This is a genomic window from Pseudomonas sp. DC3200b2 (assembly GCF_049895785.1).
Classification (GTDB): Bacteria; Pseudomonadota; Gammaproteobacteria; order Pseudomonadales; family Pseudomonadaceae; genus Aquipseudomonas; species Aquipseudomonas massiliensis.
Window position 1 is genome coordinate 963,715 of sequence record NZ_JAFCTA010000001.1, and the last position, 23,051, is coordinate 986,765.

14 protein-coding genes are annotated in these 23,051 nt (G+C 60.4%); 10 read left to right on the plus strand and 4 right to left on the minus strand.

Annotated elements, in window-relative coordinates; translation table 11 throughout:
- The first annotated feature begins 3 nt into the window (after positions 1-3).
- From flgK to ACP691_RS04690, 4 genes are all read left to right on the plus strand, one after another.
- Positions 4-2,046 carry a flagellar hook-associated protein FlgK gene (gene flgK, locus ACP691_RS04675; protein ID WP_426153771.1) on the plus strand — a complete coding sequence of 681 codons (2,043 nt, stop codon included), beginning with the start codon at positions 4-6 and terminating at the stop codon, positions 2,044-2,046.
- Between the two features lie 12 nt (positions 2,047-2,058).
- Positions 2,059-3,627 (plus strand): flagellar hook-associated protein 3, encoded by a 1,569-nt coding sequence (locus ACP691_RS04680; protein ID WP_426153769.1) that lies wholly within the window; start codon positions 2,059-2,061, stop codon positions 3,625-3,627.
- A gap of 198 nt (positions 3,628-3,825) precedes the next feature.
- Positions 3,826-7,404, plus strand: a complete 3,579-nt coding sequence (locus tag ACP691_RS04685; protein WP_426153767.1) for a glycosyltransferase — start codon at positions 3,826-3,828, stop codon at positions 7,402-7,404.
- A gap of 41 nt (positions 7,405-7,445) precedes the next feature.
- A complete protein-coding gene (locus tag ACP691_RS04690) occupies positions 7,446-10,922 on the plus strand; it encodes a glycosyltransferase (RefSeq protein WP_426153765.1) in 3,477 nt (1,158 codons plus the stop codon).
- Between the two features lie 47 nt (positions 10,923-10,969).
- Here the strand turns inward: ACP691_RS04690 and ACP691_RS04695 are convergent, their stop codons facing one another.
- The 4 genes from ACP691_RS04695 to ACP691_RS04710 form a co-directional block, all read right to left on the minus strand.
- Positions 10,970-12,223 (minus strand): CDP-glycerol glycerophosphotransferase family protein, encoded by a 1,254-nt coding sequence (locus ACP691_RS04695; protein WP_426153763.1) that lies wholly within the window; start codon positions 12,221-12,223, stop codon positions 10,970-10,972.
- Positions 12,224-12,247: 24 nt separating this feature from the next.
- Entirely contained in the window at positions 12,248-13,540 is a 1,293-nt protein-coding gene (locus ACP691_RS04700) for an ATP-grasp domain-containing protein (protein ID WP_426153761.1), read from the minus strand.
- Positions 13,537-14,652, minus strand: coding sequence for a dTDP-4-amino-4,6-dideoxy-D-glucose aminotransferase VioA (gene vioA, locus ACP691_RS04705; RefSeq protein WP_426153759.1), 1,116 nt, complete (start codon positions 14,650-14,652; stop codon positions 13,537-13,539). Before vioA ends, ACP691_RS04700 begins: the two co-directional genes overlap by 4 nt.
- A 112-nt stretch (positions 14,653-14,764) precedes the next feature.
- Complete coding sequence (locus ACP691_RS04710) at positions 14,765-16,261, minus strand: HAD-IIA family hydrolase (protein WP_426153756.1); 1,497 nt, start codon at positions 16,259-16,261, stop codon at positions 14,765-14,767.
- Positions 16,262-16,457: 196 nt separating this feature from the next.
- On the opposite strand from ACP691_RS04710, the gene pseB reads away from it, so the two are divergent.
- The 6 genes from pseB to ACP691_RS04740 all read left to right on the plus strand — a co-directional run bounded on the left by pseB (position 16,458) and on the right by ACP691_RS04740 (position 23,035).
- On the plus strand, positions 16,458-17,459 hold the full coding sequence (pseB, locus tag ACP691_RS04715; RefSeq protein WP_426153753.1) for a UDP-N-acetylglucosamine 4,6-dehydratase (inverting): 1,002 nt from the start codon (positions 16,458-16,460) through the stop codon (positions 17,457-17,459).
- Entirely contained in the window at positions 17,456-18,598 is a 1,143-nt protein-coding gene (gene pseC / locus ACP691_RS04720) for a UDP-4-amino-4,6-dideoxy-N-acetyl-beta-L-altrosamine transaminase (protein ID WP_426153751.1), read from the plus strand. Before pseB ends, pseC begins: the two co-directional genes overlap by 4 nt.
- Positions 18,595-19,293 carry a pseudaminic acid cytidylyltransferase gene (pseF, locus tag ACP691_RS04725; protein WP_426153749.1) on the plus strand — a complete coding sequence of 233 codons (699 nt, stop codon included), beginning with the start codon at positions 18,595-18,597 and terminating at the stop codon, positions 19,291-19,293. The genes pseC and pseF overlap by 4 nt, the downstream gene beginning before the upstream one ends.
- Complete coding sequence (pseG, locus tag ACP691_RS04730; RefSeq protein ID WP_426153747.1) at positions 19,290-20,750, plus strand: UDP-2,4-diacetamido-2,4,6-trideoxy-beta-L-altropyranose hydrolase; 1,461 nt, start codon at positions 19,290-19,292, stop codon at positions 20,748-20,750. The genes pseF and pseG overlap by 4 nt, the downstream gene beginning before the upstream one ends.
- Complete coding sequence (gene pseI, locus ACP691_RS04735) at positions 20,725-21,777, plus strand: pseudaminic acid synthase (protein WP_426153897.1); 1,053 nt, start codon at positions 20,725-20,727, stop codon at positions 21,775-21,777. Before pseG ends, pseI begins: the two co-directional genes overlap by 26 nt.
- A 328-nt stretch (positions 21,778-22,105) precedes the next feature.
- Positions 22,106-23,035 carry a ketoacyl-ACP synthase III gene (locus ACP691_RS04740; protein WP_426153745.1) on the plus strand — a complete coding sequence of 310 codons (930 nt, stop codon included), beginning with the start codon at positions 22,106-22,108 and terminating at the stop codon, positions 23,033-23,035.
- Positions 23,036-23,051: the final 16 nt, after the last annotated feature.

Below are 23,051 nucleotides of genomic sequence, written 5' to 3' on the forward strand. Positions count from 1 at the left end.
ACCATGGCGAATCTGATCAACATCGGTCTGTCGGGGCTGTCCACCAGCCAGGCCGCGCTGACCACGACCAGTAACAACATCTCCAACGTGGCCACTGCCGGTTACTCTCGGCAGTCCACGGTGTCCAGCGCGGGCGCGCTGCAGAGCATCGGTGGCGCCGGCTACGTGGGCACGGGCACGACCCTGGCCGAAGTTCGTCGGATCTACAGCTCCTACCTGCAGAACCAGGTTGCGAGCAGTACCGCTCTGGACGCCGAAGCCAGCACCCTGTCGACCAACGCCGCCACGCTGGACTCCCTGCTGTCGGACAAGGCCACCGGGGTCACCTCGGTGTTGTCGGATTTCTTCACCTCGCTGCAAACCGCGGCGGCGTCGCCCAGCGACACCGCTTCGCGCCAGCTGCTGGTGACCGCTGCCTCGACCCTGAGCAATCGCTTCAACACCATCGCGTCGCAGATTTCGTCGTCCAATACCGACGTGAACAGCCAGCTGACTACGCTCTCGGAGCAGGTCAACACCCTGAGCAAGTCCATCGCATCGCTCAACCAGCAGATTGTCTCGATGGCCGGCAACGGCACCCCGAACAGCCTCATGGATGCCCGCGACGAAGCCGTGCGCCAGCTCAACGAACTGGTGGGCGTGACCGTGCAACAGCGCGACGGCCAGTACGATGTGTACCTGGGCAGTGGCCAAGCGCTGGTGTCCGGCACCTCGTCCAACACCCTGACCGCCCAGCCCAGCGCCAGCGATCCGACCACCTACGGCCTGACCGTCAACTATGCCAGCTATAGCACCGAGGTGACTTCGGTGGTCAGTGGTGGCCAGATCGGCGGCCTGCTGCGCTATCGCAGCGAAGTATTGCAGCCTGCCCAGAACGAATTGGGCCGCCTGGCCATGGTGGTGAGCGACTCGATCAACCAGCAGCTCGGCCAGGGCCTGGATGCCAATGGCGACTTCGGCAGCAGCCTGTTCTCCAGCATCAACAGCACCGCCGCCGTCAGCAGCCGCAGCCAGGCCAGCGCCAGCAACAGCGCCGGCTCGGGCAACCTGGACGTCACCATCACCGACAGCAGCGCGCTGACGGCGTACAACTACGCGGTGAAGTTCACCGATGCCAATACTTACACCGTCACTCGCTCGGACGGCACCGCCATGGGTAGCCATACCCTGGACGAAGACCCGGCGCCGAGCATCGACGGTTTCACCCTGGCACTCAACGGCAACAGCCTGAGCGCCGGTGACAGCTTTACCGTGACGCCTACCCGCAACGGCGCCAGCCAGATCACGACCGTCATGACGGATGTGTCCAAGCTGGCCTTCGCCGGCCCGCTCGCCGCCACCAGCAGCTCGGGCAACAGCGGCACTGGCAGCGTCACCCAGCCGACGCTGACGACCAAGCTGGACGTCTACGACAGCGCCGCCCTGGCCAAGGCCCAGAGCGGTATCGAAAACGGCTTGCCGGTGAAGCTGGTGTTCGGCAGCGCCAGCAATGGCAGCCAGGGCTACACCGTTTACAACGCCAGCGGTGCCAGCATCGGTACGGGCACCATCGTGCCCAACCAGACCAACACCCTGAGCGTGACCGTACCGATGCTCGACGATAATGGCAATGCCATGCTCGATGCCGACGGCAATGCCATGACCGCCAGTTTCCAGATGAACGTCAGCGGTTCGCCGGCGGCCAGCGATAGCTATACCGTGGCCTTCAACAGCAACGGCGCCTCGGACAACCGCAACGCCACCGCGGTGGTGAACCTGCAGAACGCCAAGACCGTGGGCGCCTCCACCGGCACCGGCGTCAGCATGACCGGTGCCTATGCCAAGCTGGTGGAAGACGTCGGCGCCAAGGCCGCCCAGGCCAGCAGCGACGCCACCGCCACGGCGGCCGTGCTGACCTCGGCCACCGCCAGCCGGGACTCGGTCGCCGGGGTGAACCTCGACGAAGAAGCCGCCGACCTGGTCAAGTTCCAGCAGTACTACACGGCGTCCTCGCAGATCATCAAGACTGCGCAGGAAGTTTTCTCTACCCTGCTCAACGCCCTGTAAGGAGGCCACGACATGCGTATCTCCACCGGACAGTATTTCGCCAACAGCACCAGCGCCTACACCAAGAACTTCGCGGCCACCGCCAAGACCCAGGACCAGATCAGTTCCGGCGAGCGCATCCAGACCGCGTCGGACGACCCTGTCGGGGCCTCCAAGCTGCTGCAATTGCGCCAGCAGAGCGCCGTGCTCGATCAGTACAAAGGCAACATCACCAGCGCCACCAACTCGCTGTCCTCGGAAGAAAGCGTGTTGAGCAATATCACCACCGCGCTGCAGCGCGCCCAGGAACTGGCCACCGAAGCCGGTAACGGCGCGCTGACCGATGACGACCGCAAGTCCATCGCCAGCGAAATCGGCCAGATCAAGGAAACCGTCTACGGCCTGCTCAACACCAAGGACGCCAACGGCCAGTACCTGTTCTCGGGTTCCAAGACCACGACCCAGCCGTACACGCTCAACAGCGATGGCACCTATACCTATCAAGGCGACGAGACTCAGCTCAGCCTGCAGGTGTCCGACACCCTGACGGTGGCTACCAATGACACCGGCTTCAACATCTTCGATCTGGCCACCAATACCAGCCGTACCACCACCCAGCAGACCTCGCTTGCCACGGTAGACGGCAAGCTGTCGGTGTCCAATGGGCAGATGACCTCGCTGACCGACTACAACAAGAGCTTCGCTCCTGGCCAGCCGTTCACGCTGACCTTCGCCAGCTCCAGCCAGTACACCGTCACCGACGCCAATGGCAACGACGTGACCGCGCAGACCGCGGGCAAGGGCAGCTACGACTTCGACAAGGAAGGTGGCGACAGCATCAGCCTGTATGGCGTGACCTTCAACGTGAACACCAACGTGGCCAAGGGCGAGAACGCCGACACCGTCCTGGCGGGCCGCACCTTCAGCCTGACCACCAGCCCGGACACGGTGACCGCCAACCGCCTGGCCAGCAACACCTCCACCGCGCAGATGACCGCGGGCGCGGTGACGGACTCGGCTGCCTATACCGCCGGTTTCCCCACCAACGGGGCGGTGATCAAGTTCACCAGCGCCACCGACTACCAGGTGTTCGCGCAGCCCTTGACCGACAGCAGCAAGCCGGTGACCAGCGGCACCTACAGCGGTGGCGGCTCCCTGACCACCGCCGGGGTGACCTTCAACGTCAGCGGTACGCCCTCGGCCAACGATCAGTTCACCGTAAGCGCCAACACGCACAGCACGCAGAACGTGCTCGATACCCTGAACCAGCTGGAAGTGGCCCTGAACACGCCCACCGTCAACGACTCGGCAGCCCAGCTCAAGCTGCGCAACTCGCTCGAGTCGGCCCTGGGTAACCTGCAATCGGCCAACAACCGCATCGACGTCACCCGTGGTTCCATCGGTGCCCGGGAAAACGCCCTGGAGATCCAGAGCGAGCAGATCACCAGCCTGAAAACCGCCAACGCGACGACCCAGTCGCAGATCGGCGATACGGACCTGGCCGAAGCGACCACCCAGCTCACTCTTCAGCAGACCATGCTGCAGGCTGCGCAGTTGTCCTTCTCCAAGATCTCGCAGCTGAACCTGTTCGATCGCCTGTAACATCGGCCTGGACGCCAGCATCGCTGGCTGGAGTCTACAAAGCCGCCAGCACTGCCTATGCTTGATAGGACGGTGCTGGCGGCTTTGTCGTTTTCGGCGGTTTTCCGGCACCCCTTTTGCACAGCTCTGCTCAGTACACCGTTGCCGTCATTTTTCTGGCCGCCCGCAGGCTGAAGCGGCCATCAGGCGAGTTTCTACATGACATCGACACCGCTGGTTTCCATCGCCGTCCTGGTCCAGGACGCTACCCATTTCTACCGCGCGCTTCACAGCGCCCTTGGGCAGAACTACCCGGCCCTGGAGGTGATCGTCAGTGACAGCTCGGGCGACCCGGAGGTGGCCCGGCTGGTGAAGGAGGCCCAGGCCACGTCGACGGTTTCCCTGCGTTACCACGCGCATGCCAAACCCTTGCGCTATCCTGCCGATGTGCAATGGGCGCTTGATCAGGCCAAGGGTGTCTACGTCAAATTCCTGCACAGCGAGGACTGGCTGTTGCCGACCCTGGTGGCGCGTCAGGCCCAGGTGCTCGACGCCTATCCGGACGCCGGCATGTGCTCGGCCCTACGCTGGTTCGCAGACCCCGACGGCGTGTTGCTACCCGTGCGGGTAGAAAACTTCTCATTGTTCACCGATGACTCCTTGCTCAAGGGCGGTGACCTGCTGGCGTTCTTTGAAGCCTGGCCCATCAACTTCATTGGTAGCTTGAGCGCGACACTGCTGCGTCGAAATTACCTCAAGCGCGTAGTGCCTGCCCTGGTCGATGCCGAAAGCGAATTGCAGGTCGATTTCGACCTGGCGCTCTATGTCAGCGTGCTGCGTCACGGCCATCTCGCGGTGATCGCTCAGACACTCTGCGCCGAGCGTCTAGAGCCCCTGCGCTACCGAGGGGTAGACGTCACCGCACGGCATGGGCTGGAACAAGCGGTGGTGGTCCGGTTGATCGGCCAACTCAGTGGCGAGCGGGCACCCTGGCCGGGGTCGGTCAGGGTGTGGAGCCTGACTACACCCCCCATCCCGGAAGCCGAGCGTGACTACACAGAGCTGCCGCTTACGCGTCTGCTGCATATCCAGACCCTGACCCAGGATGCTCGGATCGGCAGTAGCGCCCGTACGTTTTCCGAGATGTACCAACAGTGGCTGGCCAGTCGTGATTTCACCGAAGGCGGGCGCGCGCTGTTGCCCGAGCGTATCGCCAGTTGGCCTTTTCAGCCGCAGATCATGCCGGTGGTGTTTGCCCGAGGCGATCAGGCGGAGCTGGACGTTACCCTGTCCAGCATCGAGGCACAGAGTTACGGCGCCTGTGGCTGCCTGGTGTTGTCCAGCGTTCAGGCTGAGCTGGAACAGAAGGGCGCTCACGTCTACGCCCCCTTGCAGGCGGACTGGGCCAGTCAATTGAACGAATTGCTGGTGCAGCTTGAGGGTTTTGATTGGTTCTATCTGCTCGAAGCCGGCGACACCCTGGCCCCTCACGCCCTGTTGCAACTGGCCGAGCGCATCGCCACGAAGGAGGGTATCCAGGCCTGTTACAGCGACGAAGACCGTGGCGCGGATCTGCCGCAACCCGAGCCTGTCTTCAAGCCCGACTTCAACCTGGACCTGGCTCGTGCCTACCCCTACATGGGGCGGGCGGTTGCCTTTTCCCGACAGGGCTTTGCCGATGCTGGCGGCCTGGACGGCGGAGCGGGCGAAGCGGCCGCGGCGGACCTGGTATTGCGCATGGCCGAACAATACGGGCTGGGCTCCATCCAGCATGTGCCGGACGTACTGCTGCATGCGAAAGCCTCGCCCTATGCCGGGTGGCTGGCCCTTGGCAGCGTCGCTCAAGGGCATAACTATTCACTGGCCGGCCACCTGGCGCGCCTTGGCCAGGCCTTCGAATGGCGGGCCGCGCAGGTCGGCGATTTCCTCCGTGTGCGCTATGTGCACGAAACCCGGCCTCTGGTAAGCGTTCTGATCCTGGCATCGGACGACACGGCCCGGCTGCAGGCCTGCCTCGACAGCCTGCTGGAAAAAACCCAGTACGAACATTATGAGGTGCTGATCGGGGTGGAAACCTCGGCCTCCCAGGCCACACAGGACTGGCTGCAAGCCTTGCAGAGCATCGCTCAAGGCAGGATTGGCGTGGTCGAGCAGGCCGATGGGCAAGTGCGCGGCCAGCGCTACAACGGCCTGGCCCGGCAGGCGCGAGGCGAATACCTGCTCACGCTCAGCGCTGACTGTCGCATCATCGAGGGGGCCTGGCTCGATGAACTCTTGGCCATCGGCCAAAGGCCCGAGGTCGGTATCACTGGCGCCAAGCTGCTAGGGCCCGACGGTCGTGTGGAACACGCAGGGCTGATCCTGGGCCTGCGTGGAATTGCCGGTTCACCCTTCCTGGGCGAGGCTCCCACCGCCAGAGGGTATCTGCAGCGTCTGGTCGTGCCGCAGAACTACACGGCGGTCAGCCAGCATTGCATGCTGGTTCGACGCAGCCTCTTCGAAGCATTGGGCGGGCTGATCACGGATGTACTGGGCGAGCATTGTCCGGACGTTGAGTTCTGCCTGCGCGTCGCCGATGCCGGCAGCTTGACCGTGTGGACACCTGATGCCGTGCTGGGCTATCGCTCCGCCCCGGACAACACGGCGCAACTGCGGCCCGGTTACGATCGGGCCATGGCTGAAGCCTACCAGCGGTGGATGCCCCGCTTGGTCAAGGACCCAGCCTACAACCCTAACCTGACCCTCGGCGGCTCGAGCTTCGGCCTGGAAGCAGGCCTGCATGGCGCCTGGCAGCCATTCGAATCGCGGCTGCGCCCACATCTGCTGTGCTTGCCGATCAACCCTGGCGCAGTGGGGCATTACCGCTTGATACAGCCGTTCCACGAGGTCGAGCGTGCCGGCCTGGCCACAGGCCTGGTGTACCACGGCGTACCCTCGCTCGCCGAAATGGGCCGCATCCAGCCGGACTCGGTAATCTTCCAGGGTCGCTACAGCCTGCGCGCCGCCGAAGGGATCGAGTCCTTCAAGCGTTACAGCCCGGCGTTCAGGGTGTACGAACTGGACGATTACCTGCTGGACGTACCAGGCGCTAACGAACACAAGCGTTTCCTGGCCAAGGATATCCAGTCCTCTCTACGCCACGGCGTGGGCCTGTGCGACCGCTTGGTGGTATCCACCCAGACGCTTGCCGAAGTCATGGCTGACATGATCGATGACATTCGGGTCGTGCCTAATATGCTGCCGCCGCAGCGCTGGGCTCATCTGCAAGGCAAGCGGCGGGGCGAAGCCAAGCCGCGGGTGGGCTGGGGCGGCGGAACCAGTCACACCGGCGACCTGTTGTTGATCAAGGACGTGGTCAAGGCATTGGCCAATGAGGTGCACTGGGTGTTCTTCGGCATGTGCCCGGAAGAGTTGCGCCCCTATGTGCACGAATACCACGGCTCAGTGCCTCTGGAGGACTACCCGGCCAAGCTGGCCAGCCTCGATCTGGACCTGGCCATCGCTCCCTTGGAACAGCACATCTTCAACGACTGCAAGAGCAACCTGCGTTTGCTGGAATACGGCGCCTGCGGCTTCCCGGTGGTGTGCACCGAAACCCGCAGCTACCGCGGCAGCCTGCCGGTGACCTTGGTCAGCAGCAACGGCACCGAGGAGTGGATAGCCGCGATTCGCTCGCACCTGGCCGACCCTGTCGCCAGCGCCGCCCAAGGCCTGGCGCTGCGTAAGGCCATCCACCGGGACTTCATGTTGCACGGTCCCGCGCTCGGGCGCTGGCTGGACGCCTGGACGCCTGATTGACCTCACCGTCTACCGATCAAACTGAATAAACGGGAGCCCAAATGGGACCTTCGGCACTGGTAAGTATTGTAATTCCTGCCTACAAAGCCACGTTTTTCGAAGCGGCGTTGCAAAGCGCATTTGCCCAGGATTATCCCGCAGTTGAGATTGTCATCGGCGACGATTGCCCTACAAACGCTATTGGCGAGATCGTCAAGCGGCTCGAGCCTGAAAGCCCGTGGCCGATCAATTATGCGCGCAATGATGTACAGCTTAGAGAAGCACCCAACGTTACCAGTTGCGTACGGCGGGCACGCGGAAAGTACATCAAGTTCCTATACGATGACGACCTTCTTAAGCCCAATTGCATCAGCCGGCAAGTCGAGATTCTTGAAGGTTACCCTGGCTTGAGCCTGGTCACCGCAAGGCGGCAGTTGATCGATGAGCACGACTCACCACTACCTGATACCTATGCCACCCGATTCCCTTTCGCTGAAAGCATGCGGGTGCATGGTCAGGACTTTACGTCGTTTCTCGGAGAATACACCTTCAACTTCATTGGCGAACCGACATCGGTTCTTTGCAGGCGAGCCGATCTGATCGCATTTGGAGACAGCATATTTGGCTTGGATGACCAACACATCAGCTGGTTAGGAGACTTGGCGATCTACGTCAAACTTATGCGGCAGGGAGATATCGCCATGCTGAATGAGACCTTGACGCTCTACCGGGTTTCATCTCAGCAGTCGAGCGAAGGCGGCAGGAATGACTCTACTGGGCCTGCGGCCTTCCACAAGCTCTTCCGTCGCCTTTTGAGCGAGCTGGGTTGGGTGCGACCTTCAGCTCAAAATACCCATGTACGCACTTCTCCCCTGGCGCTTAATGAATCAGCTGAATCTGGGCCTGCCTATGATTTAGCTGCATGGCTCCACAGCGTATTGCCGGGGTTTGCGCAACCAGACTTCATGAGCTGGCTGGACAAGCGACAACTCGGGCCGGTCAGAAGGGCGCTTATTGACAACCATGTGCGATCACAAGGCGGCGGGCCCGCCCTGCTGATCCTCATCAGCGATATGAAAAACGAAGAGTCGGCTCTTTTTCGTACGTTGACAGCCTTGGATCGTCAAGCGCCCTTGTTGAGTAATGCTACTGTGGTGGTGTTATCAACGCGTCCTGGAGTAGGGTCAGGCCAGGTAGAGCGAGGGCTCTATTGGGTGAGTAGCAATCTCGACGAGCGTGTCGGTCACATCAACCAGCTGATCTCCGAGGTCTCATTCGACTGGCTAATCCATATGGATGCAGGCGTGCAGTTCAATCGCGATGCGCTTAGCGTCGCGCTTTTGGAGCTGCTCGGAAATCCGGCGTGTCCGGGCATATTCTGTGATGAAGTTTACGTCGATACCCGTGGGGGCCTCTGGCCTGTATTGAGGAGTAACTTCAATTTCGACCAATTACTAAGTGTGCCGGCAGGCATGGCAGGTCATTGGCTCTTCCGCCGGGATGCTCTTCTGGCTGTCGACGGGTTTGATAATGCCTACCCGGGGGCTTTCGAGCTGGATCTTATACTTAGACTTATCGAAGCCGGCCAGCAAGGCTTTGGTCATATCAGCGAGCCGTTGACGCTCCGTCGGGCCGAAACGCTCGAAACGCAGCCGGATGAGCGTCGTGCCTTGTCCGCACACTTGGCCCGGCGAGGGTATGTCAACGCGCGCGTGATCGAATCCACAGCACGCCATTATGATATCGATTATGCTCAAGAGACCCCTTCAGTCGCGCTGATCATCCCCGTCCGGGAACCATTGGATAACATGAAGCGCTGTGTCGCCAGCGTATTGATGAACACGAAATACGACCCTTTCCACGTGCTGCTGGTCGAGACGCAAGATACGTCCCCCTCTTTGTTGGGCTGGATGGAGGAGCTCGAAGAACAGGCTCAGGGTAAGGTGCTTTCGCTGCGTAGTGCTGAACTCTTGAGTACCAATAGTGCAATGAACGGTGCCGTCGAAGCTTGCAACGACGATTACATTGCTTTTCTTGACCCGGCCTGTGTCGTGGTAGAGGAGCAGTGGCTGAATTTGATGATTGACCAGGCGATGCGCCCTGAAATTGGCGCCGTTACGGCTCGGCGGGTAGAGCGAGGTGAGCGCTTCAAGGATGCTGGTGTTCGCTTGGGGTTAGAAGGGCCGGCTGAGACCGCGCTGTATCGTCAGGACACTGTGCCGCTGGAATATATCCAGGCACAGCGAAACGTGATTGGCTTCTCTCGTGATTGTCTCGTGATATCCAAGCTCAAGTTCAAACAGGTTGGCGGCTTTGACGAGCTCCGATTTACCCAGCGATGGGCCGATGTGGATTTGTCTCTCAAGCTGCATTGGGCAGGCTATCTCAATCTCTGGACCCCCCGCGCCTGGGTGGCTTTGACCGAGCCGGTACGCCGGTTCCATGAGAATTGTGAAGCGGATGTCTGGGCTATGTATGCGCAATGGGGCGGCTCGTTAGGTAAAGACCCGAGCGGCAGTCAACTCTACGCCCTGCGTGGAAACGGATTCGATTTCGACAAGGATCCACAGGTACTGTGGCGTCCAATGAGTTTTGCGGGCTTGCCAGTGGTTGTCGCCAAAGGCCAGCCGGGTGAGCACGATTACCGCATCTCCAAGCCTCTGGAGACCCTGCGCATGGCCGGCAGGTTGGAGGGCGGCTTGGTTGAAGCCCAACCGCTTGAGAGTGAATGGCTGCGTTTGATGCCTGGGACGATCGTTTTGACCTATGGTATGGCCGCTATCGGTGCCAGCCTTCACAAGCTGAAGACAGAACTGAGTCCTTGCACAGTCTGCGATCTTTCGTACGCAAGCGATCAAGCTATCGAGTCAGCCAACTTACACCTCGAACTGGCTGACTTTGATAGGGTACTGGTCGCTACGCCGGACCAAGCCAAGCGGGTCGAAGGTATGCATTCGGTTATTGAAGTCATCCCTAGCCTGTTGCCACCTACTGAATGGCGCGATTTGCCCATAGCCAGATCGAACCGGCAGGTGACACGTGTTGGATGCGTATGTGTCGATGACGGGGCAGTCGATCTTTCAATCGTTTCCCAACTGCTGTCGACTTTCCGCGACGTGGAATGGGTGTTCTACGGCAAGTTGCCGGAAAGCCTGCGGGAAGACGTCAAGGAATTTCACCCATCAGTGGAAGCGCACCGCTATCCATACTGTTTGGCAAAACTCGAACTGGATGTGGCCATTATTGCCCCCATGGCTTCTTTCAGTAGCCTGGCCACGTCAGAGCACCGAGTATTGGAACATGGTGCCTGTGGCTCTGCCGTAATAAGCAGTCAACCCTCAGCCTGGCCAGTGATCACCGCGGCCCATACCGTTAAGGATCTTGCCAACGCGCTTCGCCAGCTACTTGATGATCCGCTCTATCGACAGGATTGCGCTAGCCGACTGCACGAGACAGTGATGGCGCGCGGCTTGCTAGAGGGCGACGGCGCAAACTCTTGGCTGAGCGCCTGGAGGCCGCTCGATAGTGCCGTGGATTGATCGGGGCGAGGCGAAGGCATTGCGCCTCGCCTCGCTCTCAGCCGAAGTTAATGGTCGACCAGCGCTTTGACATTATGGATTACGCGCGCGGTATTCAGGTCATCAAAATGGTCGAAGAACACTTTGCGAGCGACTACGTAGCGGTCGCTGGCCACCTGACGCGGGGTTTCAAGCTCTCGGTCCAACGCGGCAACCAGCGCCTCTGAAGTTTGTACGAGTGGGCCGGGGAAGACAATGTCCATGTCATAGAGCAGGCCGTCTTGTTCATGACGGTAGTGGTCATAGTCGTAAGCGAAGCTGAATACCGGCCTTTCAAGAAATAAAGCGTCCACAAAAACACTTGAATAGTCCGTGACCACCAAGTCGGCTTCCCTGAGCACACAGGCGATATCGGGAAACTGATCGTGATCCAATTCAATGATTCGATCACCGTCTATCATACTGGCGAAATTAAAAAGATCCTGGGAATTTTTGAAATAGTGAAGACGCAAACCCAATACCGCGTCGTGTCGGTCAAGCAAGGCGCGAAGCGCATCGACCTCGGCCTGGCGGAAATGATAGTAGCTCGCCCCGCTGACTTTAGTCTGACGATAGGTGGGCGCGTACAAGATCATCCGTCGGCCTTTCTTTATCCCCTGGATGCGGCCCAGGCCATCGCGTAGATAGGCTGGCAGGCGTTCCACCGATTGGCAGAGAAAATCTGTACGGGGCAGGCCCGTCACCCACATTTGATCGTACCGCAAAGGATGGAACATGGCCGCCATGGCATGGCTATCCATTGCTGAAGAGCTGATCAAGCCTGCGTAGTGAGCGCGCTCTTTGCGCCGAAAGCTCATACGGTCGGTATGAGCCCTAACCTGATCGTTGGCCAAGGCAAGCAGTTTCTTTAAGGGAATTCCATGCCACAGATTGACGATGATCCGTCTCCTGAGGCTCGGTTTGACAACGCTGAACTGGCGCGGGGGCCAGCGCATCGATAGGTCCATCGTGACCGAATGGGTTACGAACAGAACCCCACAACGTTGCAATGCTCTTAGTCCTGCGAACGACTGCAGATCGACCACTTGGGTATTGACGTGGCCGTGAAGTTCGAAGGTCGGCTTCACCCCGCGGGTGAGGATGACTTTCTCGATGGAAGTGTCCGATTTCACCGCTTCGAATACGGCGCGGGAATTCTCCACGAATTGGTCAGATTTCAAATGATGTACGACGAACGCCCAACTGTTGGATCGCTTAGGCGTAAGTCGATCCAACAACCGCCATATTGGCAGAACAAGCCAGTCTGCGAGAAATTTACGCATGAGCTTTCCTATAGGATCGGATGGTTACGCCCGTAATGGGGGAAGACTGTCGAGTAGCATCTCAATCATGCTGCAGTCGAAAGTCAGAATGCCGCATTTCTCCGATACGTTTCGACGTTCGGCGAAACTATCATCAATGAATATGGCATCACGCTCCTTGATAAACTCGGATTTAGCCCGCCCATCGACAATGTGTATAACGTCGTCGAAAAGTCCAGTGAGGCGATATTGGCGTAGTGTTGCTTCGACGTCGAAACGGTGGCGGGTGATTAGTTTCACCGAAATCGCGCGGTTGATGCATTGAAATACAAAGGCGATGATGCTTAGGTTGACCTCGCCTCTTAAAATGAGCGTGTCGTCGAGATCTAGATAAGCTAGAGAAAACCTGATGCAGTGCCGATAGCGATTGCTCAAGGCCCTGTCTATTTCCAGCGGACCTTCATAGGTAAGCAAACCCAGCGGCAGACGTTCATGCTCATAGATCCCAAGCAACGGAAAGTTGACACCGCGCACGCGATTCAAAGCCATCGAGCCGGCTATGCGTGGGGCGATCTCCAATAGCGTCAGTTCGCCATCAGCCGCACGCTTGAGTTGGAAGAACCATGGGCCATGCATTCGTAGCCGATCGCTTATGAGTGAAGCGATCGCGTGGCTTTCGCGCAGCTCGACGCTCACGCTGTTCACCGCAATTCCGTTGCGTGTGCGGACGCGGCGGCGGGCGCCGGCAAATAATAGCCCGCGGTCTCGGTCTGAGAAGCAGTCCACTGTGTATTCCTCGCCTGGCAGGAACTCGCAAATCAGAGGCTCCTTTAAAGCGCTGATCGCGCTGGCCAAACCTGCTTGATCGTCAGCACGGGTGGCGCCTTGACTGCCTTGCCCCTTGTCAGGTTTGACGAATACCGGGAAGTTCGTGACATCCCCGGGAGTTTCAAACGTTTTAGGAACACGTATCAGCGCACCCAGGGCTTCATAGGTTTTCGATTTACTTCGGGTCAGGCGGCAGACTTCCGGGCTCGCTGCAATGACCGGGCAGGGCAAACGATCAGCAACATCCTGGAGGGCAACGATGACGTCGTCATAGGCTGGATAGATGTAGTCGATCGACAAACGCTCGCACAGCTCGCACAACTGTTCAAACCACATCGGTTGATGAATGCTGGCGACCAGATGATACTCATCAAAAACGAGCTGGGCGGGATTGCTGACGGCTTGGCCCGCTCCGAATACCTTTACTTCCTTACAGCTTCTCAAGGCGTTGAAGATCTCGAGGCCAACTTCGGTGCCCGCTGGAAAGACAAGGACGTTGCGCACCTTCATCGGGCCGCTCCTTCGCGAAGCATTTGGCAGATGGAATTGACGACGTCTTCAGAAAGATCAGGGTAAATCGGGAGGCAAAGAATCTGAGAGGAGATGCGCTTGGCGACCGAGAGCTTATCCGGATCTGCCGACGGCAAACCCCGATACATCGGAAATTCTGAAATCAACGGATAGAAATAACGACGCGCCAGGATGTCGTGCTCCCGCATGAGCTCGTAGACTTGATCTCGGCTGAGACCGTAGCGCTCCGTCACAAGGATCGGGAAGTACGAGTAATTAGGCTCATGGCCCGGGACTGCGTCGAAGAGTTCTAACCCGGGAATGCAGCGAATCGCTTCCCGATAACGTTGGTCAATGCGTTGACGCATGACAAGCGCATTATCGATGTGCCGCAGTTGCAGCAAGCCAAACGCTGCGTTGATCTCACTCATTTTCCCGTTGATGCCTGGCGCAACGACAGTGACCTCATCAGCGAAGCCAAAATTCTTCAGGTAATCGATGCGTTTTTTGGTCTTGGCGTCGGGGCAGACGATCGCGCCGCCTTCGAAGGTGTTGAACACTTTGGTAGCGTGAAAACTCAATATTGACAGGTCGCCGTGGCGCAGAACGCTTGTCCCGTTCTGGCGAACCCCGAAGGTATGAGCAGCGTCGTAGATCACCTTCAGCCCATAGTTGTCTGCGATTGCCTGGATGCGTTCTACGTCGCATGGCGTGCCGTAGCAATGTACCGGCAAGATGGCGCTCGTTTTCGGAGTGATCGCCTTTTCGATGCTGGCGGGGTCTAGATTGCAGGTGACCGGATCGATGTCCACGAACACAGGGGTCAGATCGTTCCATAACAGCGAGTGTGCTGTCGCTACGAATGAATAGGGCGTTGTGATTACTTCCCCCGTGATGCGCAGGGCTTGCAGCGCGGTCACCAGCGCCAAGGTGCCGTTGGCGAACAAGCACAGATGATCAACGCCCAGATATTGGGCAAGGGCTTGCTCGAGCTGCTGGTGAAACGGGCCGCCATTGGTCAGCCGTCGGCTTTCCCACATCTGCTCTAGGTAGGGGATGAACTCCTCCAGCGGAGGGAGCAAAGGGCTTGTAACCGGGATGACTTTTGACATGCGCAACCACTCCAGAAGACGAACCACTCTGGGTTGGACATGACCGTCAAGAAAACGGTCATGGAGTGGCGACGATGGAGAGTCGAGCAAATACTTTGCCAAGCTTGCCGACTTACTCCAGCAAAGCGGCGACGCTGTCCAACACGAAATGTGGCTGAACGGCGGCGCCTTCAAGATGCTCGCGAGACGTCTCGCCAGTCAGCACCAGGAGTCCAAGGCACCCCGCTTCCTTGGCCATCGCGATATCAGTGAACAGTCGGTCCCCTATGACCAGCGTACGCGTCAAATCCAGGTCGAAACGCTCCTTCAGAGGCTTGAGCATTTCCTTGCTTGGCTTGCCAAACACTTGGAAAGGTGTTTTTCCGGTGGTCAGGCGAATCATTTCCAAGGTTGCTCCGATATCCGGTATCGGCCCGATTTCAGAAGGGCAAAACATGTCGGGATGAGTGGCCAGAATATCCGTGCCTTCGTTGATGTATTTGCACGCCGTTACAAGTTTCTTGTAGCTGAGTTCTGTATCGTAACCTACCAGAACGAATTCCGGGTCTGCGGAATCAATATTGAAACCTTCGTCCAGGAGGGTTTTTTTGAGGCTGTTCGTGCCTAAAACATGAATCTTCTCGACACGCCGGCGGTTCAACCAGCTGACGGCTGCGTCAGTCGAAAGCACGATATCGGCTTCTTCCACTGGAATGCCTAGCTTTAGCAGGCGCATAACGTAGTCCTGCTTGTTTTTGGAAGAATTGTTGGAAACAAAGTAGACCTGCTTGCCGCAGGCTCTCAATTTGGCAATGGCCTGGCTCGCGCCTGGCACTGGTTCGTTGCCTACATACAGAGTTCCATCAAGATCGAAAACGAAATGGTCTATTTCTGGTAGCCTGGCATCAAGGTTGGAAAACAGCCTGTCCGATAGGGAGAGGTCGGCATAATTATCTATCTCAACCCATTTGTTCCCTGTAATGTCGCACGGGTGGAAGTCCAAGCACCGGTTCTGGAACAACTGCTGCATCGCTACCTCTGTCCAATCCTTGCGTTTACCCTCCTCATCAATGATTTTTCTGATGTGCTCGAAGAAAGTTTCGCTTGCTTGAGCCGAAAACTTATAAAAATCAATTGAGCAGGCGTAGGCGTCGGATTCACTGATGGTCTTGGCGATATCAACGATCAATCCAGCGTCATCTACACTGACTTTCATAGACTCTGCATTGTAAAGCGACCTATCTACTGCGACCGCGTTTTCATGCGGGTCATCTAACAGACGACTCACTATGCTTGGATCGATGGACAGATCGGCATTGTTCAAAATAAAGGGCCTGCCAGCGACATGCCTGTTGGTCAGGTGGAGAGAGTACATATTATTGGTGTCCTCGTAGTCCAAGTTCTCCACGATGACAATTTCTATGTCCTTGATATGCTTGCAGTACTCCCTGACCTTAGCGCCCTCGTATCCGACCACTATGACGAGTGTCTCAATACCAGCCTGTTGATAGGCGTCGATTTGATACTGCAGGATGGCCTTGCCAGCCGTCGTTACCAGGCACTTTGGTTTCGCATTGGTCATGGGGCGCAAGCGTGAGCCTACCCCTGCGGCGAGAATGACTCCAATCATTGGCGGTACTGCTCCGACGGTTCGATTTGCACCTAGTATAGGGTGAGCTTGCCAGGCGGCAATGCTGGGGCCTCGCGAATCCCTAGTGACCATCCATCGCCCGCTTGGCCTGCATATTGCTCCAAACTCTCCATGCGCGGCCGCGGTCAAAAAACCGTCTGCCCTCAAACCCCGCTATGGAAAAGTAGGCATCGCTATGTTCGACGGAAAATCCCTGCTCATCACCGGCGGCACCGGCTCGTTCGGGCGCCATTTCATTCGTCGTCTGCTGGAGCGGTACCAGCCGCGGCGCGTGGTGGTGTTCTCCCGTGACGAGCTCAAGCAGTACGAGATGCAGCAGGTGTTCAACGCGCCCTGCATGCGCTATTTCCTGGGTGATGTGCGTGACGCCGAGCGCCTGCGTACCGCCATGCGCGGGGTGGACTACGTGATACATGCCGCCGCCCTCAAGCAGGTGCCGGCGGCGGAATACAACCCGGGTGAATGCATCCGCACCAACGTGACGGGCGCCGAGAACGTGATCGCCGCGGCCATCGAAAACCATGTGGCGAAGGTCGTGGCCTTGTCCACGGACAAGGCCGCCAGCCCTATCAACCTCTATGGCGCCACCAAGCTGCTGTCGGACAAACTGTTCGTGGCGGCCAACAACATCGCCGGCGAACAGGCCACGCGCTTTGCCGTGGTTCGTTACGGCAACGTCGCGGGGTCGCGGGGGTCGGTGGTGCCGTTCTTCCGCAAGTTGCTGGCCGAGGGCGCTGCCGAGCTGCCGATCACCGACCCGCGCATGACGCGCTTCTGGATCACCCTGGACCAGGGCGTGCAGTTCGTCATGGACAGCTTTGCCCGTATGCATGGCGGCGAAATCTTCGTGCCGAAGATTCCCTCCATTCGCATCGTCGACCTGGCCACGGCCCTGGCGCCCTCGCTGCCTCAGCGCACGGTGGGGATTCGCCCCGGCGAGAAGCTGCACGAACTGATGGTCCCCCAGGATGACGCACGCATGACCCTGGAGTTCGCCGACCATTTCACCATTCAGCCGTCGGTGCGCTTCACTAGCGTAGACCTGGATTTCGCCCTGGATGCTCGCGGCGAACGGGGTGCCCCCGTGGATGAGGCCTTCGAGTACAGCTCCGACACGAACCCCGAGTTTCTCGACCTGGCAGCCATCGCCCGGCTGCATGCCGGGCTGGCGTCATGATCCCCTATGGCCGGCAAAGCGTCGATGAAGCGGACATCGACGCGGTGGTGCAGGTGCTGCGTTCGGACTGGCTGACCCAGGGCCCAGCAATCGAGCGATTCGAAGCGGCCATGGCCAGCCGCTGCGGTACCGACCACGGGATCATGGTGAGCAACGCGACCGCCGCCTTGCACCTGGCTTGCCTGGCCGCCGGGCTCGGCCCGGGAGACTGGCTGTGGACCAGCCCCAATACCTTTCTGGCATCGGCCAATTGCGGCCTGTACTGTGGCGCCCAGGTGGACTTCGTCGACATCGATCCCTTCACCTGGAACATCAGCGCCCAGGCGCTGGCGGCCAAGCTGGCGGTGGCCGAGAGGGAAGGGCGCCTGCCCAAAGTGGTGGTGGCGGTGGCTTTCGCTGGTCAAAGCTGCGACATGGCTACCTTTGCCGACTTGGCGCGCCAGTACGGCTTCACCCTGATCGAGGATGCGTCCCACGCGGTGGGTGCGTCCTACCAAGGGCAGCCCGTGGGCAGCGGCCAGTACGCCGACATGACGGTGTTCAGCTTTCATCCGGTGAAGATCATCACCACCGGGGAGGGTGGGCTGGTGGTCACTCGCCATACCGCGCTGGCCGAGCGCCTGCGACGCCTGCGCAGCCATGGGATGACCCGCGACCCGGCCCTGATGACCGAGCCCAGCCATGGGCCCTGGTATTACCAGCAATTGGAGTTGGGCTTCAACTACCGGGCCACGGATTTGCAGGCGGCGCTCGGTGTATCCCAACTGGCGCGCCTGGATGGCTTCCTCCAGCGCCGACGCGCCCTGGCCGCCGCCTACGACCAGGCCCTGGCCAGGTCGCCGCTGCGCCTGCCCGCGCGCCAGCCTGGCGCCGAGTCGGCCTGGCATCTGTATGTGGTGCGGGTCCCGCAGCGCAGGGATGAAGTGTTCGCCAGCCTGCGTGCCGCGGGTATCGGGGTGAACGTGCATTACATTCCGGTGCACCTGCAGCCCTACTATCGGCAACTGGGCTTCGGCCCGGGCGACTTCCCAGAGGCGGAAGCCTATTACCGTGAAGCCCTGAGCCTGCCCCTGTACCCGGGCCTGACGGCCACCGAACAGCGTTACATCGTCGATACCCTGACGGGGGCGCTGGCATGAGCAAGGTGGCCATCATCCCCGCGCGAGGAGGCAGCAAGCGCCTGCCTGGCAAGAACCTGCGGCCGTTCAACGGCCTGCCCATGATCGCCTGGTCCATTCGCGCCGCGCGGCGCGCAGGGTGTTTCGACCGGATCGTGGTCAGTACGGACGATCCAGCCATCGCCGAGCTCGCCTTGACCGAAGGCGCCGAAGTGCCTTTCATGCGGCCGGCCGCCTTGGCCGACGATTACACCGGCACGCTGCCCGTCGTGGCTCATGCCCTCGAACAGTTGCCCCAGGCGAGCCTGGCGTGTTGCCTGTACGCCACCGCGCCGCTGGTCCAGGCGTGTCATCTGCGCGAAGGCCTGGCGCTGCTGGAAGCGCGCCCAGACAAAAGCTATGCCTTCTCCGTCTGTACCTTCGCATTCCCGGTGCAGCGTGCCTTGGTGCTCGACGCTGAAGGTGCCTTGAGCGCGCTCTACCCTGAGTACCGCGATACCCGATCACAAGACTTGCCGACGGCCTATCAGGACGCTGGGCAGTTCTATTGGGGAAGACGGGAGGCCTGGCTGCGCGGCGATCCGCTCTTCTCGCCATGCAGCCTGCCGGTGCAGTTGCCACGTTACCTGGTGCAGGACATCGATACCGAGGAAGACTGGCGACGCGCGGAATTCATGCACCAGGCGTTGAGCGCGGCGGGAGAGCTTGAATCGTGAATGTGCTCTTTCGAGCCGATGCGTCCAGCCACATCGGGGTAGGGCACCTGGCCCGTTGCCTGACGTTGGCGCTCGAGCTACGTCGAAGAGGCCTACAGGCAAGTTTCGCTTGCCGTGAACTGCCGGGCTTTGACCCGGCCCTGGTGCAAGCCCAGGGCTTCGCGCTTATCCGCCTTTCGGTCGAAGGGGATGACCTGGCGGCCCTGGATGGGCAGCGCTTCGATTGGCTGGTGGTAGACCATTACCAACTGGACGCTCATTGGGAAAAGCGGGCACGCGCCATCGCCGAACGCATCGCGGTGATCGACGATCTCGCTGACCGAGCGCACGATGCCGACCTGTTGCTGGACCAGAACCTGACCGCCTCCCGGGAGCGTTACCAGCCCCTGTTGCCTTCGACCTGCCAGCGGCTGCTGGGCCCGCGCCATGCGTTGCTTGGCACTGCTTTCCAAGGCCATGCGCGACCGGCATCGGCGCGGGTTCGCCGGGTATTGGTCAGCTTCGGTGGCTTCGATGTGGCCGGCATGGCCCTGATGACCCTGGAAGCCCTGAGTGCCTGGCCGGAATTGGAAGTGACCCTGTTGGCGGGCCACGGTCATCCGCGCTGGGCTGAATTGCAGAGCAAGGTAGCAGCCCATCCAGGATGGCGATTGCTTGGCTACAGCGCTCGGATGGCCGAGCTGATGGGCGAGGCCGACCTGTTCATTGGCGCCGGCGGTGGAACCAGCTGGGAGCGCGCTGCCCTGTGCTTGCCCAGCCTGTGTGTGGCTGTGGCCGCGAACCAGGTGGGCAATGCCGAGGCGTTGGCCCGGGCTGGCGGGCACCTCTATCTGGGGTTGGCCCAGGACCTGACCCAGGACGCCTTGCGTGGCGCCATAGCCTTGTTGATCGCCAATGCCCCGCTGCGCCAGAGCCTGGCCGAGCGGGCCCGCCAGCTAGTGGACGGCCGCGGCGCACAGCGTGTGGCCACGGCTCTGCTGGGGCCGCTGTTGAGCTTGCGGGCTGCCACGGCCGACGACGCTCAGCGGCTGTTCGACGGGCGAAACGCCGAGGCGGTGCGCCTGGCCTCCTACGACACCCGGCCACTGGACTGGTCGCTGCATCTGGCCTGGCTGTACGGCACCCTGGCCGATAAACGTCGGGCACTGTTCATTGCCGAGGTTGGGGGGCAAGCGATCGGCATGCTGCGCTACGACCGCCATCCCAGCGAGCCGGGGCGCGCCGAAGTCTCCCTTTATCTGTTCGAGGCCTGGCTGGGACAAGGCTGGGGGCGGTGGCTGTTGCGGGCAGGGGAGGCGTGGCTGATCCGGCATTGGCCGGATGTCATCCGTGTCGACGCGGCGGTACTGCCTCACAACCAGGCTTCGTTGCAGCTTTTCCGCCTCGCCGGGTTCAGCCAGCAGGCGTGTGAATTCACCCGAGCATTGGAGCATCGAGATGATCAAGATCGGTCATAGGCAGGTGGGCGCCGATAGCGCGCCCCTGGTGATCGCGGAGATGAGCGGCAACCATAACCAATCCCTGGACCGTGCGCTGGCCATCGTCGACGCCGCCGCCCAGGCCGGGGCTCATGCGTTGAAGTTGCAGACCTACACCGCTGATACCATGACCCTGGACCTGGACGAAGGCGAGTTCCATATCAGCGACCCGGATAGCCTCTGGGCGGACACGTCCTTGTACGCACTCTACCAGCAGGCGCATACGCCCTGGGAATGGCATGCACCCATTTTCGAGCGGGCCAGGGCCAGGGGTATGCTTGCGTTTTCGTCACCCTTCGACGAGACCGCTATCGATTTCCTCGAAATCCTCGATGTGCCGGCCTACAAGATCGCCAGCTTCGAAAACACCGACCTGCCACTGATCCGCCGCGCCGCGGCCACGGGCAAGCCGCTGATCATTTCTACCGGCATGGCGAGCCTGGCCGAGCTGGAGCTTTCCGTGAGCACGGCACGGGAAGCGGGCTGTCGTGACCTGATCCTGCTCAAGTGCACCAGCACCTACCCCGCCACGCCACAGAACACGCACCTGCGCACCATTCCCCATCTGCGCGAGCTGTTCGGCTGTGAGGTGGGGCTGTCGGACCACACCATGGGGGTGGGAGCGGCGGTGGCGGCCGTGGCTTTAGGGGCTACCGTGGTAGAAAAGCACTTTACCCTGAGCCGCGCTGAAGGCGGCGTGGACGCCAGCTTTTCCCTGGAGCCGGCGGAATTGGCCAGCCTGGTCACCGAGACCGAGCGAGCCTGGCAAGCGTTAGGGCAGGTGCGCTATGGGCCGACGGTCGCCGAACGCAAGTCCATGGTGTTTCGCCGCTCGCTCTATGTCACTCGGGACCTGGCCGCGGGCGAGGTATTCTCCAGTGAAAACGTGCGGGCCATCCGCCCCGGCCTCGGGCTGCCGCCACGTCATCTGGAGGCGGTTCTCGGGCGCAAGGCCCGTCAACCCATCAAGCGCGGCACTCCCCTGGCCTGGCCCTTGCTGGATTGACCCCCGCCGGTTCCCCAGCTGGCGCTGGGTCCCACCCAGAGGCCCGGCTGCAAACGGGGCTGGGTGGGAACCAGCGAAGCTGGTGAACGTCGCTCCCAGAGCGGCGCAGGTCCACGCCCCCCTTGGGGAAGCCTGGTTTTGACTCAAATGACAAGGCTGTCACGTGACCTGCCAGTCATTTTGCGCATCTCCTCAATATTGTAACCTGACACGTCTAGGCGCCCGGGCGGCCTTCCATTCCCCCTCGGCTTGCCCGCTCAGGTCTCCGTCAGCGCTACGTCGGGGTGGCGGCGCGTTGTTCCAGCGATTCTTTTTTTGGGAAGCCAGAATGATTGGCATCAAAAGCATAGCGAGTTACGTACCGGCCGCCGGCCTGGACAATTACGCGCAAGGTGCGAAATTCGGCAAGGATGAAGAGTTCATCCTGGGCAAGATCGGCTCGGCATTCCTGCCACGCAAGGCGCCGGAGCAGGAAACTTCCGACCTCTGCGTAGAGGCTGTGAATGCGTTGTTCGCCAATAACCCCACACTGCGCAAGGATGCCATTGACGCCCTGATCGTCGTGACCCAGAACGGTGACGCCGAAGGGCTGCCGCATACCGCGGCCATTGTGCAGCACAAGCTGGGCCTGACCACCACGGTGGCGGCCTTCGATATCTCCCTGGGCTGCTCCGGATATGTGTACGGGCTGTATGCCCTCAAGGGCTTCATGGAAGCCGCCGGGTTGAAGAATGGCCTGCTGGTCACCGCCGACCCCTATTCCAAGATCGTCGACCCGGAAGATCGCAACACCACCATGCTCTTCGGCGACGCGGCCACCGCGACCTGGATGGGCGAGGATGCGACCTGGCAGCTGGGCAAATCCATGTTCGGTACCGACGGGGCAGGGGCCGAGCACCTTAAGGTGAACGATGGCGTGTTCTATATGAACGGCCGCCAGGTCTTCAACTTCGCCTTGCTAAAGGTGCCACAGCACCTGGCTGCCTTGCTGGAAGCCTCGGGGCTCAGCGCTGACGATATCGACGCCTACTGTATCCACCAGGGCAGCGCGGCCATCGTCGACGCCGTGGCGCGCCGTTTCGAGGAAGACAAGCCCGAGAAATTCGTCAAGGACATGGTCGAGACCGGCAATACAGTATCGTCGAGCATCGCCCTGCTGCTGGAGAAACACTTGATGGATTCCAGCTGGAAACGTGTAGCCATCAGCGGTTTCGGTGTCGGCCTCTCGTGGGGTTCGGCTATCCTTTACCGCGAATAGGTTTCGCGGGCGCAAC